This window comes from Allobosea sp. Root483D1 (assembly GCF_001429505.1).
Taxonomy (GTDB): domain Bacteria; phylum Pseudomonadota; class Alphaproteobacteria; order Rhizobiales; family Beijerinckiaceae; genus Allobosea.
This window is the reverse complement of record NZ_LMJW01000001.1, coordinates 645,281-658,340: the sequence shown is the minus strand read 5'-3', so window position 1 is coordinate 658,340 and position 13,060 is coordinate 645,281. Positions and strand designations below refer to the sequence as shown.

At 67.2% G+C, this 13,060-nt stretch carries 12 protein-coding genes and 1 tRNA gene; 6 read left to right on the top strand and 7 right to left on the bottom strand.

What is annotated here, in order from left to right:
* Nucleotides 1–10: 10 nt before the first annotated feature.
* Nucleotides 11–865, bottom strand: coding sequence for an AraC family transcriptional regulator (locus tag ASE66_RS03130; RefSeq protein WP_057188085.1), 855 nt, complete (start codon nucleotides 863–865; stop codon nucleotides 11–13).
* Nucleotides 866–1,066: 201 nt separating this feature from the next.
* On the opposite strand from ASE66_RS03130, the gene ASE66_RS03125 reads away from it, so the two are divergent.
* Nucleotides 1,067–2,278, top strand: a complete 1,212-nt coding sequence (locus tag ASE66_RS03125) for an MFS transporter (RefSeq protein ID WP_057188084.1) — start codon at nucleotides 1,067–1,069, stop codon at nucleotides 2,276–2,278.
* Between the two features lie 127 nt (nucleotides 2,279–2,405).
* Here ASE66_RS03125 and ASE66_RS03120 read toward each other — a convergent pair.
* From ASE66_RS03120 to ASE66_RS03105, 4 genes are all read right to left on the bottom strand, one after another.
* Nucleotides 2,406–2,480 (bottom strand) — tRNA-Thr (locus tag ASE66_RS03120).
* A 195-nt stretch (nucleotides 2,481–2,675) separates the two neighbouring features.
* A complete protein-coding gene (gene pdeM, locus ASE66_RS03115) occupies nucleotides 2,676–3,380 on the bottom strand; it encodes a ligase-associated DNA damage response endonuclease PdeM (protein WP_413814245.1) in 705 nt (234 codons plus the stop codon).
* Nucleotides 3,381–3,382: 2 nt separating this feature from the next.
* Complete coding sequence (locus tag ASE66_RS03110; RefSeq protein ID WP_057188083.1) at nucleotides 3,383–5,869, bottom strand: ligase-associated DNA damage response DEXH box helicase; 2,487 nt, start codon at nucleotides 5,867–5,869, stop codon at nucleotides 3,383–3,385.
* Nucleotides 5,870–6,032: 163 nt separating this feature from the next.
* Nucleotides 6,033–6,968, bottom strand: a complete 936-nt coding sequence (locus ASE66_RS03105) for a methyltransferase domain-containing protein (RefSeq protein WP_162262435.1) — start codon at nucleotides 6,966–6,968, stop codon at nucleotides 6,033–6,035.
* A gap of 60 nt (nucleotides 6,969–7,028) precedes the next feature.
* On the opposite strand from ASE66_RS03105, the gene ASE66_RS03100 reads away from it, so the two are divergent.
* The 5 genes from ASE66_RS03100 (at nucleotide 7,029) to ASE66_RS03080 (ending at nucleotide 11,526) form a co-directional block, all read left to right on the top strand.
* On the top strand, nucleotides 7,029–8,099 hold the full coding sequence (locus ASE66_RS03100; protein WP_057188081.1) for a ligase-associated DNA damage response exonuclease: 1,071 nt from the start codon (nucleotides 7,029–7,031) through the stop codon (nucleotides 8,097–8,099).
* Nucleotides 8,096–9,730, top strand: coding sequence for a cisplatin damage response ATP-dependent DNA ligase (locus ASE66_RS03095; RefSeq protein WP_057188080.1), 1,635 nt, complete (start codon nucleotides 8,096–8,098; stop codon nucleotides 9,728–9,730). The genes ASE66_RS03100 and ASE66_RS03095 overlap by 4 nt, the downstream gene beginning before the upstream one ends.
* 217 nt (nucleotides 9,731–9,947) lie before the next feature.
* On the top strand, nucleotides 9,948–10,613 hold the full coding sequence (locus tag ASE66_RS03090) for a response regulator (protein ID WP_413814239.1): 666 nt from the start codon (nucleotides 9,948–9,950) through the stop codon (nucleotides 10,611–10,613).
* An 84-nt stretch (nucleotides 10,614–10,697) separates the two neighbouring features.
* Nucleotides 10,698–10,970, top strand: a complete 273-nt coding sequence (locus ASE66_RS03085) for a DUF6460 domain-containing protein (RefSeq protein WP_057188079.1) — start codon at nucleotides 10,698–10,700, stop codon at nucleotides 10,968–10,970.
* A 190-nt stretch (nucleotides 10,971–11,160) separates the two neighbouring features.
* Nucleotides 11,161–11,526, top strand: coding sequence for a hypothetical protein (locus tag ASE66_RS03080; RefSeq protein WP_156411998.1), 366 nt, complete (start codon nucleotides 11,161–11,163; stop codon nucleotides 11,524–11,526).
* A gap of 30 nt (nucleotides 11,527–11,556) precedes the next feature.
* Here the strand turns inward: ASE66_RS03080 and ASE66_RS03075 are convergent, their stop codons facing one another.
* Nucleotides 11,557–12,645 (bottom strand): quinone-dependent dihydroorotate dehydrogenase, encoded by a 1,089-nt coding sequence (locus ASE66_RS03075; RefSeq protein WP_057188077.1) that lies wholly within the window; start codon nucleotides 12,643–12,645, stop codon nucleotides 11,557–11,559.
* Nucleotides 12,642–12,983, bottom strand: coding sequence for a DUF952 domain-containing protein (locus tag ASE66_RS03070; RefSeq protein WP_057188669.1), 342 nt, complete (start codon nucleotides 12,981–12,983; stop codon nucleotides 12,642–12,644). Before ASE66_RS03070 ends, ASE66_RS03075 begins: the two co-directional genes overlap by 4 nt.
* Between the last annotated feature and the right edge of the window lie 77 nt (nucleotides 12,984–13,060).

The window sequence follows — 13,060 nt, the reverse complement described above, 5'->3', positions numbered from 1 at the left end:
AGTTTCTGGATCACGATTCTGGATCGCGCCGAGTATGCGCGATTGCCGCGGCCGGGTGCACCGGAAAATGGCTCGCCGGCTTTCCGCGCCTGGGCTGGTGGCCATAGGCATGGGGGCTGGCGCCCATCTCCGCCTTGAACGCGAAGATGAACGCCGAGGCCGAGCTGTAGCCCAGCTCCATCGCGGTCTGCGTGACCGACATCCCGCCGCTGAGCAGCTCGATGGCTCGGAACAAGCGCAGGCGGCGCTTCCATGAGCGCAGCGGAGCGCCGATCTCGGCCTCGAACCGGCGGGTCAAGGTTCTGCCGGACAGCCCGAGTTCCCTGGCCCAGTCATCCGCGCTGCGTTCGTCGGCCGGATCGAGATACAAGGCCTCGCAGAGCGCTGCGAGGCGGCCATCGCGCGGCCATGGCAGGACTGTCGGCAGGGGAGGAGCCCGGCGCAACTGATCGAGAATGAGGGTGGCGACCCGGCTGTCATAGCCGTCGCCGTCGTCCTGGCCCTCGATCGCCGCGGCTTCGACGATCAGGGCCTTGAGCAGCGGTGACACTGCCAGCACCGTCGGCGCAAGCGGAAGCCCGCTTCCGGCTTCGGTCGCGATCCAAAGACTCCGGAATTCCGCACCGAGCAGCGAGCCGACGCGATGCGGCACCCCGGTCGGCAGCCATGCCGCCTGGTCCGGCGAGGTGATGAAGGTCTGCCCGATCGTGGAGACGGTCAGCACGCCATCGATCGCATAGACCAGCTGGTGCCAGTCATGGGCGTGTTCGAGGAAATGATGCCGGGGCGGAATCGATTGGGCCCGCATCGTCAGGGGGCGTGGCGGCAGGGCATCCGGCGGCGCGGTGATGATCGACCAGCTCATGACGCTCACAGTTTGTCGGATATTCTATATTTTTTGGCAAAGCGTCGAAAGTAGGTCAGCCGACTTTCTGGTAGGCGAAGCGGATGGCTGGCGAGGGCCGACGCGCTCGCTGGAATCGGTTCGTTGCTCGCACACGCCGAGAGTGGGCCGCTGCATCGCCGCCCTTCGCCACGGGGCGCTCTGGAGAGCTCAGGTCGCCGCATGACCACGATATCCACTCTTCCGGACAATGAAGCCGCGGGCTCGCTTCGCCGGGAGCGCAGCAATGTCCTGCGCCTGGCGATCTGTCAGGCGCTTGCCGGCGCCAACGCCACCGTCGTCTTCGCCACGGGCGCGGTCGTCGGCGACATGCTCGCGCCCAGCAAGGCCCTCGCGACGCTGCCGGTCTCCATCTTCGTCGTCGGCATGGCGCTCTGTACACTCCCGGCCGGCGCCATCGCGCAGCGCCGTGGCCGGCGCATGGTGTTCATGCTCGGCACCGGCTGCGGTGTCCTGGCGGGGCTCCTGGCATGTCTCGCGATGCTCGCCGCCTCGTTCTGGCTGTTCTGCTTCGCCACCTTCTGCGCCGGCGTCTATGCCGCGGTCGTCCTGTCCTTCCGCTTCGCCGCCGCCGATTGCGCCGCGCCGGCGCGGCGCCCGCGCGCCTTGTCGTTGGTGATGGCGGGCGGCGTCTTCGCGGGGATCATCGGTGCGCAACTGGTGACTCATACGATGAATCTGTGGCCGCCCTATCTTTTCGCGGCGACCTATATCGGCCAGGCAGCGGTCGCGGCGTTGTCCGCGCTCATCCTGCTCGGCGTCAAGCTGCCGATGCCGACAGCTGCGGAACAGGCAGGCGGCGGCCGCCCTCTTGGCGTGATCGTGCGCCAGCCCCGCTTCATCCTCGCGGTGATCTGCGGGGTCGTCTCCTACCTCTTGATGAACTTCCTGATGACCGCCGCGCCGCTGGCGATGAAGCTCTGCGGGCTGTCCCAGGAATCCGCCAATCTCGGGCTGCAATGGCACGTCATCGCCATGTACGGCCCGAGCTTCTGGACGGGGCATCTGATCACGCGTTTCGGCGCGGCGAAGGTCGTCGCGGTCGGCCTGTTCCTGACCGGCGCTGCGTCGATGGTCGGTCTGTTCGGCATCGACATCGCGCATTTCTGGGCGACGCTGATCCTGCTCGGCCTGGGCTGGAATTTCGGCTTCGTCGGCGCTTCGGCCATGGTCCTGGAGTGCCATCGTCCGGAAGAGAAGGCGCGGGTGCAGTCCTTCAACGATTTCGCGGTGTTCGGCACGATGGCGATCGGCTCTTTCCTCTCGGGAGGGCTGCTCTCCGCCTTCGGCTGGGACATGGTGCTGTGGCTGTCCTTCGCGCCCCTGCTCATCGCGACCGTCGCGCTCGCAGCCGGCCGCCGCGCGGCGGCGTAGCAAGGCCGAGTTGGGCTGAGGGCCGTCTTGCGACCGCAGGGCGGGCAGCCGGCCTCAAGCGGCCCGACGAGGCGGCGTGCCTGCCAAGGCTACGTGTTCTGACAATAGGGGACGATCGCCGGAAGGCTGGTGCTGCGAGAGAGGATTGAACTCTCGACCTCTCCATTACCAATGGAGTGCTCTACCACTGAGCTACCGCAGCAGGACCGTGCATGTGCTGGCGTTTCGGGTCGATCGAGGACCCTGAAAGGCGCCGCGCCGTTCCGAAGCGGCGTCCTGATGCCACAAGCCCCGCGTCGACGCAACCTGTTACGCACATATCTCCGCATCTGAAAATGAAGGGCGCTCGACCTCTCCATTCCCGATGGTGTGCTCTACCTCGCTGAACCGCTCGCCTTCAATCCGGCAACAGCAGGCGCTGGTCGATGCGGAACAGCCGGCCGTCGCCGAGGAGATGGGCGCAAAAGCCCAGGCCGAAGAGCGGCCGGAAGGCGGCGTCGCGGACATTGAGCCCGCCGGCATAGGCACCCATCGCCGGCATGATGCAGCGCGTTGGTGACAGCGCAAAGCAGCGCCGACGCAGCGCCCGGCCGCGCATGCGGACCTTGGCGGCGGGGTGCAGATGGCCGGCGATCTCCGGCAGTGCGCCGGCAGGGCTCGGCTCGTGTCGCAGCCTGACGCCGCGCAGCTCGAGCTCGTCCAGCACCGTGCCGCCCATCGCGGCCGAGATCGAAGGGTCGTGGTTGCCGCTGATCCAGAGCCAGTCGCGGCCGGCCTGATGGGCACGCAGGGTCGCAAGGCAGCTCTCGTCGATCCGCGCTTCGGCGCCGCGGTCATGGAAGGAATCGCCGAGTGCGATCACGCGTGCGGGCTGATGGCGCAGGATCGCGGCGCCGAGCAGCCGCAGCGTCGCAGCGGAATCATAGGGCGGCAGCAGCACGCCGCGCGCCGCATAGGCCGAGCCCTTCTCCAGATGCAGGTCGGCGACGACCAGCGTGCGCTCGTCCGGCAGGTAGAGCGCACCGGACAGATCGGGCACGAGCGCCAGCCGGCCGAGCATGAAAGCCTCGGACGCCGCTTCTGTCGCTTGCTTCGCCGCCAGGTTCACGCCATCGCCTCTTCGAGCATCTGCGCTTCGGCTTCCGCCAGGATTTCGTCGGCCGCCTCGCCATGGACCGCCTCGCGTCCAATCTCAAGCATCACCGAGACCGAGAGCGGCGAGACGTGATCGAGCGGCTGATGCACGATTCGCCCGCTGATCCGTGTCAGCATCTGACCCAGGCGGCCGATGTCGAGCAAGCCTGTCGCGGCGTCGGCACGTGCGGCGCGCAGCAGCACATGGTCGGGCTGATGCCGGCGCAGCACGTCGTAGACGAGATCGGTCGAGATCGTCACCTGCCGGCCGCTCTTCTCCTGGCCGGGGAAACGGCGCTCGATCAACCCGCCGATCACGGCGCAGGCGCGGAAGGTCCGTTTCATCAGCGCCGATTCCGCCAGCCATTCCTCGAGATCGTCGCCAAGCATGTCCTGTGAAAAGAGCTCGTCGAGCGAGAGCGCCCCGCGCGCGATCGCCGCGGCCATGTCGCCAAGCGTCCACACCGCGATGCCGTAATCATTGCAGACGAAGCCGAGCGGCTTCAATCGTGCCCGTTCCAGCCGGCGCGTCAGCAGCATGCCGAGGGTCTGGTGGGCGAGGCGGCCCTCGAACGGGTAGGCGACGAGGAAGAAGCGGCCTGCGCGCGGAAAGGTCTCGACCAGAAGCTCGCCCGGCTTCGGCAGGCGCGATTTCAGGCGCTGCGCATGCAGCCAGGACGAGACCTCGTCCGGCAGCTTCGTCCATTCCTTCGGCGAGGCCAGGATGGCGCGGACGCGGGCGGCGAGGAAGGTCGAGAGCGGGAACTTGCCGCCGGCATAGGAGGGAATCTTCGAGTCGGTGCCGGCGGCGGTGCGCGAGCAGACCACCTCGTTCTCGACGATGCCCTCGAAGCGCAGCACCTCGCCGGCGAAGATGAAGGTGTCGCCGGGTGTCATCGTCTCGGCGAAATATTCTTCCAATTCGCCGAGCATGCGTCCGCCGCGGCTGAGCATCTTCTGGCCGCCGGGACGGGCTGGCCGCGAGCGCCCGAGCCGGACCTTGAGCATGGTCGCTTCGACGATGGTGCCGACATTCATCCGGTATTGCTGGATGATGCGGGCATTGCTGGCGCGATAGAGCCCGTCCTTGCTCTGCCGGAGCTTGGCGAAGCGCTCATAGCTCTTCAGCGCATAGCCGCCGGTCGCGACGAAATCGACCACCGCGTCGAAATCCCCGCGGTCGAGATCGGCATAGGGCGAGGCTGTCAGGATCTCCTCATAGAGCGCGTCGGGCTCGAACCCGTCGGAGCAGGCGACCCCCAGCACATGCTGGGCGAGGACGTCGAGCGCGCCGATGCGGGGGGGCGGCGTGTCCTGCGCCGCTTCCGCCACCGCATCGAGCGCGGCGCGGCATTCAAGCAGCTCGAAACGGTTCGACGGCACCAGCAGCGCCTGCGAGGGCTCGTCCATGCGGTGATTGGAGCGGCCGATGCGCTGCATCAGTCGGCTCGCGCCCTTGGGCGCACCGACATTGATGACGAGGTCGACATCGCCCCAGTCGATGCCGAGATCGAGCGTTGCGGTGCAGACCACGGCTTTCAGCTTGCCGGCCGCCATCGCCGCCTCGACCTTGCGGCGCTGGCCGACATCGAGCGAGCCGTGATGCAGCGCGATCGGCAGCGTCTCCTCGTTCACGCTCCACAGCGCCTGGAACATGAACTCGGCCTGCATGCGGGTATTGACGAAGACCAGCGTCAGCTTGTGCTGCTGGATCGCGGCGTAGATGTCGCCGACGGCATGGGCGGTGACATGGCCCGCCAGCGGCAGCCGGCGGCTCGTATGCATGATGCCGATCTCGGCCGTCGCGCCGCCCTTGACGGTGACGAGGCCCGACGGCGTGGCGGCGCCACCGAGATAGGCCTGCAGGTCGGCTGGCTCGCGCACCGTCGCCGACAGGCCGACCGCGCTCATCTCAGGTGCCAGCCCACGCAGCCGGGCGAGGTCGAGCGAGAGCAAGTCGCCGCGCTTGGAGGTGACGAGCGCGTGCAGCTCGTCGAGCACGACGCGGCGCAAATTCGCGAAGAATGGTTTCGCATCACGATGCGAGACCAGCAGCGCGAGCTGCTCGGGCGTCGTCAGCAGGATGTCGGGCGGGCGCTCGATCTGGCGGGCGCGCTTGGCCGGCGAGGTATCGCCAGTGCGGGTCTCGACCTTCACGCTGAGCCCCATCTCGCGGATCGGCGTCTCGAGATTGCGGGCGATATCGACCGCGAGCGCCTTCAGCGGCGAGACATAGAGCGTGTGCAGACCATCGCGGTTTCCGCCGCGCTGGGTCAGTTCGACCAGCGAGGGCAGGAAGCCGGCGAGCGTCTTGCCGGCGCCAGTCGGCGCGACCAGCAGGGTCGAGCGTCCGGCCCGGGCCTCCTCCAGCAGAGCGAGCTGGTGCGCTCGCACATTCCAGCCGCGGCTGGCGAACCAGGCGGAGAAGGCGAGGGGAAGAGGCGAGGGCGCATCCATCGGAGGACAGAGATAGGCGCTGCCGAACGAAAAGGGAACGGCGGGCTTGCGTCATTCTCGGCCGGAGCGAAGCGCAGAGCCGAGAATCTCAGGACCAGAAGACACCGATCAACACCTCATTCGGCCGGAGATGCTCGGGTCAAGCCCGAGCATGACCCCGGTCTCAGCGCTGCGCGATCACCAGCAACCCCGGTACCGGCTGGCCGCGGTCGATCCGGGTGCTCTGCGGCTCGACCAGCACCGGCTCCAGTCTTGCCTCGCCGAGCTTCTCCCTGAGCCAGCGCTCGGCATGGACGAAGCGCCGGTCCTGGCCGACGGCGACGCCCTCGCCCTCATGATTCTGCACGGTGAAGGCAAGGAGCCCACCCGCCTTGAGCACGCGCGCGCTCTGATGGAAGCTCGCAGTAAGATCGCCGAGGTAGACGAAGACGTCGGCGGCGATAACGAGATCGGCCGAGGCGTCGGGCCGGCTCGCCAGGAAGGCGACGAGGCCGGCCGTGGCGAGCTTGTCGTAGAGCGGGCCGCCGCCCTCGCGCGTCTTGGCCTGCGCCTTGGCTATCATCCGCGGTGAGAGGTCGCAGCCTGCGAGGAACCCCACCTTGGCGCGGATCGCCTCGCCCATCAGCCCGGTGCCGCAACCGAGATCGTAGGTCGCCTCGAACTGGAAGGGGCGGCCGGCTTCTGCGCAATGGCGCGCCAGCGCGTCCTTCAGCAGCGCCGGCGCCTGGTATTGCAATGTGCCAACGAGGTGGCTGTCGAAGCGCTCGGCATAGCCGTCGAACAATGCGCCGGAGAAGTTCTCCGAGGTCGCCTGCTCGGCGGGCAGGGCGCCGATGCGGGCGAGGTCGAGCTTGGCGCCGACATGGTCGTTCGGATCGAGGTCGAGGCATTGCCGCCAGGCGGTGGCGGCCTCCTCATTGTGCCCGAGCGCTTCCTGCGCCAGCCCGTAAAGATGCCAGGCGGCGGTGAAACCGTAATGCTCGGCGAGCGTTTGATCGAGGATGTCGATCGCCGCCTGCGCATCACCATCCTTGAGCGCCGCCTCGGCCCAGGCGTAACGACGGTCGAGACGCTCGTCGCCGGAACTGGCGGAGTACACGCTGCTGCCCTTTTCGATCATGCTGCGGGTTTAACCGAGCCAAATGACACTGGCCAGACGATGAAGCCTTCCGATCTGCTGACGCCCACGCCAGCCGGGCTCTATTGCCCGCCGGCCGATATCTACATCGATCCGGTCCGTCCGGTGGCGCGGGCACTGATCAGCCATGGCCATTCCGACCATGCCCGCGCCGGTCATGGCGCCGTGCTGGCGACACGCGAGACGCTGGCGATCATGGCACTGCGCTATGGCGAGGCGTTCACCGGCTCGCAGCAGCTGGCGGTGCCCGGCGAAACTGTCCGTATCGGCGCAGTCGATTTCCGCTTCGTCCCGGCCGGCCATGTCCTCGGCTCCGCCCAGATCGTGGTCGAGCACAGGGGCCTGCGCATCGTCGTCTCCGGTGACTACAAGCGTGAACGCGATCCGACCTGCGCGCCCTTCGAGCCCGTTCCCTGCGACGTCTTCATCACCGAGGCGACCTTCGGCCTGCCGGTCTTCCGCCATCCGCCGGCCCATGCCGAGACCGGAAAGCTGCTCGATTCCGTCCGGCTTTTCCCGGAGCGCACGCATATCGTCGGCGCCTATTCACTTGGTAAGGCCCAGCGTGTCATGGCGCTGATCCGCGAGGCCGGCTACGAGCGCCCGATCTATATCCACGGCGCGGTCGAGAAGATCACCGAGTTCTACCGGGCCGAGGGCATCCCGCTCGGTGATATCCGCAAGGTCGATCCTGGCGAGCGCAAGGCCGAGGAACGCAAGGCATTTGCCGGCGAGATCGTCATCTGCCCGCCGAGCGCGATCCAGGACCTGTGGTCGCGGCGCTTCCCCGACCCGGTCACCGCCTTCGCCTCGGGCTGGATGCGGGTCAGGGCACGGGCTCGCCAGAAGGGCGTCGAGCTGCCCCTGATCATCTCTGACCATGCCGATTGGGACGATCTCCAGGCAACGATCCGCGAGGTCCAGGCCGGAGAGATCTGGATCACCCATGGCGAGGCCGAGGCGCTGGCGCATTGGTGCGGCACGGTCGGCCTCAAGGGCACGCCGCTGCACCTCGTCGGCTATGGCGACGAGGGCGAAGCCGAGCCGGACGCCAAGCCGGCGGAGGCCAAACCGGCGGAGGCGTCACCATGAACCGCTTCGCCTGGCTGCTGGACCGCCTCGCCTATGAGCCGCGCCGCAACGGCAAGCTCGCGCTGATCGCCGATTACCTGCGCACCACGCCCGACCCCGATCGCGGCTATGCGCTCGCGGCCATGACCGGCGGGCTGGTCTTCCAGAACGCCAAGCCCGGCCTGATCCGAGCGCTGATCGCCGAGCGCACCGACCCGGTGCTGTTCGCGCTGTCCTATGATTATGTCGGCGATCTCTCCGAAACCGTCGCGCTGATGTGGCCGGCGCGGCACGGCGTGAACGACGTGCCGCATCTGCCCGATGTCGTCGCCGGCCTGCGCAATTCGGGCAAGACCGAACTGCCGCGCCTGATCGCCTCCTGGCTCGATGCGCTCGACGAGACCGGGCGCTGGGCCCTGCTCAAGCTGATCACCGGAGCCCTGCGCATCGGCGTCTCCGCCCGCTTGGCCAAGACCGCAGCGGCGAGCCTCGGCGGCATTCCGGCCGATGAGGTCGAGCAGGTCTGGCATGGGCTGGAGCCGCCCTACACCGCGCTGTTTGCCTGGCTGGAGGGCTCAGGCGCGCGCCCCGAGGCGACCGATCCGGCACCCTTCCGCCCGGTGATGCTCTCGCATGCGATCGAGGAGGGCGACTTCGACAAGCTCGAGGCCGGCGAGTTGGCCGCCGAATGGAAATGGGATGGCATCCGCGTCCAGGCCGTTGCCGGTACGCGCCCCGACGGCGGCCGCGTCGTCAGGCTCTATTCGCGCACCGGCGAGGAGATCGGCGGCGCCTTCCCGGATGTCACCGAGGCGCTGACGCAGGACGGCGCGATCGACGGCGAATTGCTGGTGATGCGCGATGGCGTCGTCCAGAGCTTCAACACGCTGCAGCAGCGGCTCAACCGCAAGCAGGTGACGGCGAAGATGCTGGCCGAGTTCCCGGCCCATATCCGCGCCTACGACCTGATGGCCGAGGCCGACGATGATCTGCGCGCCCATCCCTATACCGAGCGGCGCGCCAGGCTCGAAGCTTTCCTCGGCAGGCTCGACAGCGCCCGTTTCGACCTCTCGCCGCGCATTCCGTTTGCAAGCTGGGACGAACTGACCGCGGCTCGCGCTGATCCGGCCTCGGCCGGGGCGGGTGCCGATGCCGAGGCGGTCGAGGGCTGCATGCTGAAGCGGCTCGACTCGCCCTACCTGCCTGGACGGCCCAAGGGCTACTGGTACAAGTGGAAGCGCGATGCCCGGCTGGTCGATTGCGTGCTGATGTATGCCCAGCGCGGCCACGGCAAGCGCTCCTCCTTTTATTCCGACTACACTTTTGGCGTCTGGCGGGTGGGCGAAGAAGGCACCGACGAGCTTGTGCCGGTCGGCAAGGCCTATTTCGGCTTTACTGACGAGGAGCTGATCGAGATCGACCGCTATGTCCGCAAGAATACGCTGAATCGCTTCGGGCCGGTGCGCGAGGTGACGCATACGCTATCCAGCGGCCTCGTCTTTGAAGTGGCTTTCGAGGGCCTACAGCGCTCGACGCGGCACAAATCCGGAGTCGCCATGCGCTTTCCTCGGATCAACCGCATCCGCTGGGACAAGCCGCCGGGCGAGGCCGACCGGATCGAGACGCTGGAGGCGCTGCTGCCGGCGAACTGAAGCATTTTCGAGCGAAGTGGGTACCGGTTCGCGGGAAGAAAATGCGCCAAACCAAAAGCCTGGAGTATCTCCGCGTGTCGAAGATGTGCGGAGATACTCCAGCGATCGCCTGTGTCTCCTGACGATTGAAGCATTGACAGCGTGAGATGCCCGGCGCTTGAACTTTAAGGGGGAATCGCGCGGCATCTTGCCGGAGCTGCGGCGTGTGGAGGGCATGATGACACGGATCGTGATCGCGGACGATCATCCGCTCTTTCGTGGCGCATTGCGCCAGGCGGTCTCGCATGCGCTTTCCGGCTCGGAGGTCAGCGAGGTCGGCTCGCTCGATGCGCTCGGCCAGGCCCTCGCCGAGGCTGCCGACACCGATCTCATCCTGCTCGATCTCAGCATGCCCGGCGTCCAGGGTTTTTCCGGCCTGCTCTTCCTGCGTGCCGCCCATCCCGAGATTCCGGTGATCGTCGTCTCGGCCAATGACGACCCCGCCGTGATCCGCCGCTGCATCGAATTCGGCGCGCTCGGCTTCCTGCCCAAGACCGCCGAGGTCGCGCAGATGGGCGAGGCGATCCAGGCCGTGCTCGACGGCGGCGTCTGGACCCCGCCCGGCGTCGATCTCTCCGCCCCGGTCGATCATGAGACCGCCGACATGGTCCGTCGCCTGGCGACGCTGACGCCGCAGCAGGTGCGCGTGCTGATGATGTTGTCGGAGGGGCTGCTCAACAAGCAGATCGCCTATGAGCTCGGCGTCTCCGAGGCGACGGTCAAGGCGCATGTCTCGGCGATCCTGACCAAGCTCAACGTCGACAGCCGGACCCAGGCCGTGATTGCCGCCGCCAAGATCGCCGGCGCCGGCTGGGCGGCGCAGGGCGCTTCGGCGACGAGCTGAGGCGCACGGCGGTTGACGGCTGCGTTCAGGCCCGGTTCAAGCAGGGTCTGATTTGTTTCGCACGTCGATCCGAAGGGGATTTCCATGGCCAATGGCGGTGGCACCGAGCGCTTTCTGGGCGGTTCCGTCCTCAGCGTCCTCGTGCGCCTGTTCTTCATCTCACTGCTGGTCGGTGCGGCCATGGCCTTTCTCGGCCTGTCGCCGCGCGGCCTCTTCGACTCAGTGCTGCGCTTCTTCCGCTCGATCACTGATCTCGGCTTCGACGCGGTCCGCGAAGTTGGCGGCTGGGCGATTGCCGGCGCGCTGGTCGTCGTGCCGCTCTGGCTGATCAGCCGGCTGTTCGCCTCGAAGCGGTAGGAGCGGAGGCGAGGAACGGAGTCGGTTTGCGATTCATTGCGGACCCGACAGAAGCTGCCTACCGTGAGTTGTATCACTCGTAGGAGACATGTCGGTGTGCTGGATTAGATTCGCTGCCGCATCGGCTTTGATCTTTCTTCCTAACCATCTAGTAGCTTGCGAAATTGCGGTCAGAGATGCCAAGGCTGCGATGGCCGCGATCAGAAAAGTATTCGAGCCTTACAAGGAAAGGTGCCGCCACGAGAACGAAGGCGTCCAATGCCTCATAAAGGAGCGGTCTCTGGAAACCAATTCGTTTGCGGTGCCTGGGTATATGCCTGGGTACTTGGCCGTGCTCAGCGCGTCTGCCCGCGAAAGGGCGGACAAGGAGGTTCTTGCCGGGATTTTTATCAGCCATCTGGCCGATAGCTCCCCGAATCAGAACGTCAAATCGCGCCTGACTCAGGCATTCGAATTAGGGGAAGAGTTCAAAATCTCAGGCGAGAACTGCTCGCTTTGGGCCCGCACAAAAGACGGCGCGGTGGAAGTGTTCATGGCGGGGCCGATGGTTCGCTAGCCACCCATAGTAGACAACCGTACTCGGGCTTTAGATCATCTCCCCCCGCGCGATCGCCTCAGCATCGCGCCCGACCAAGACGTCGAGCCGCGGCAATCCGGCCTTGCGCATCTGCATGTCGAGCCCGCGCTTGACCTCGCCGACCAGCCCCGGACCCTTGAACACCATCGCCGAATAGAACTGCAACAGGCTCGCACCGGCCCGGATCTTGGCGAAGGCGGTCTGCGCCGAATCGATGCCGCCGACGCCGATCAGCGGGAACTGGCGCTCCACGCGCAGGAAGGTCTCGGCGAGGATGCGCGTCGAGGCCACGAAGAGCGGCTTGCCGGATAGGCCGCCGGTCTCGGCTCTGCTGGCGCTGCGCAGGCTGTCGGGCCGCACGACCGTCGTGTTCGAGACGATCATGCCGTCGACCTTGCGGCGGCGGGCGACCGCGACCATGCCGTCGAGCTCGGGCATGGAGAGGTCCGGCGCGATCTTGATCAGCACCGGCGTCGGGTTGCCCCCGGCGGCGGCCTCGTCGCGGGCAGCGAGCGTGCGCGCGATCAGGTCGTCGAGCGCGTCCTCGACCTGCAGGTCGCGCAGGCCTGGCGTGTTCGGCGAGGAGACGTTGACGGTGAGGAAATCGGCGAGCGGCGCCAGCCTCCCTGCCAGCACCGCATAGTCGGCGCTGCGGTCTGCCGAATCCTTGTTGGCGCCAAGATTGACGCCGACGAGGCCGCCCTTCTTCCGGCGGGCCGACAGTCGCGCGGCGACCGCTTCCATGCCTTCGCTGTTGAGGCCGTAGCGGTTGATAACCGCCTCGTCCTCCGGCAGGCGGAAGACGCGCGGGCGCGGGTTGCCCGGCTGCGGCAGCGGCGTCACCCCGCCGACCTCGACGAAGCCGAAGCCGAGCCCGAGCGCGCCATCGACCGCCTCGGCATGCTTGTCGAACCCGGCGGCGAGGCCGACCGGATTGGCAAAGCGCAGGCCGAAGGCCTCGACCGCCAGAGACGGCGGATCGGCTGCCGGCCGCAAGGACGGCGCGGCGGCCAGTGCCGCGATCGTCAGCCGGTGCGCCTGCTCGGCGTCGAGCTTGTGGATCAGCGGCCGTGCCAGGCCGAACAGCGCTCCGATCACGCGACATCCTCCGCAAAGACATGGCCGCCTTCACCGCGGGGCAACGGCACGATCCAGCGCGCCTGCTTCGGATCGAGTGGGGCATAAAGATGCGGGAACATTGCCCCGCCTCGCGATGGCTCGTAGCGCAGGGCGTCGCCGAGCCGGGCATCGTCGATGGCGACCAGCAGCAGGCCGTCCTGGCCGGCGAAATGCCTGGCTGCGGTCTCGCGAACCTGCGCGCCTGTCGAGAAATGGATGAAGCCGTCGGCGAGGTCGACCGGCGCTCCCTCGAAGAGGCCTGCGGCCTCGGCTTCGCGCCAAAGCGCCTTGGGACAGATCTTGTAGATGAGCGGCATGGTGCCGGACATATCGCCTGAGGGCCGTCGGCAAAAGCGGAAACCATGCCGCACCGAGCTGCGTTCCCGATTTTCCA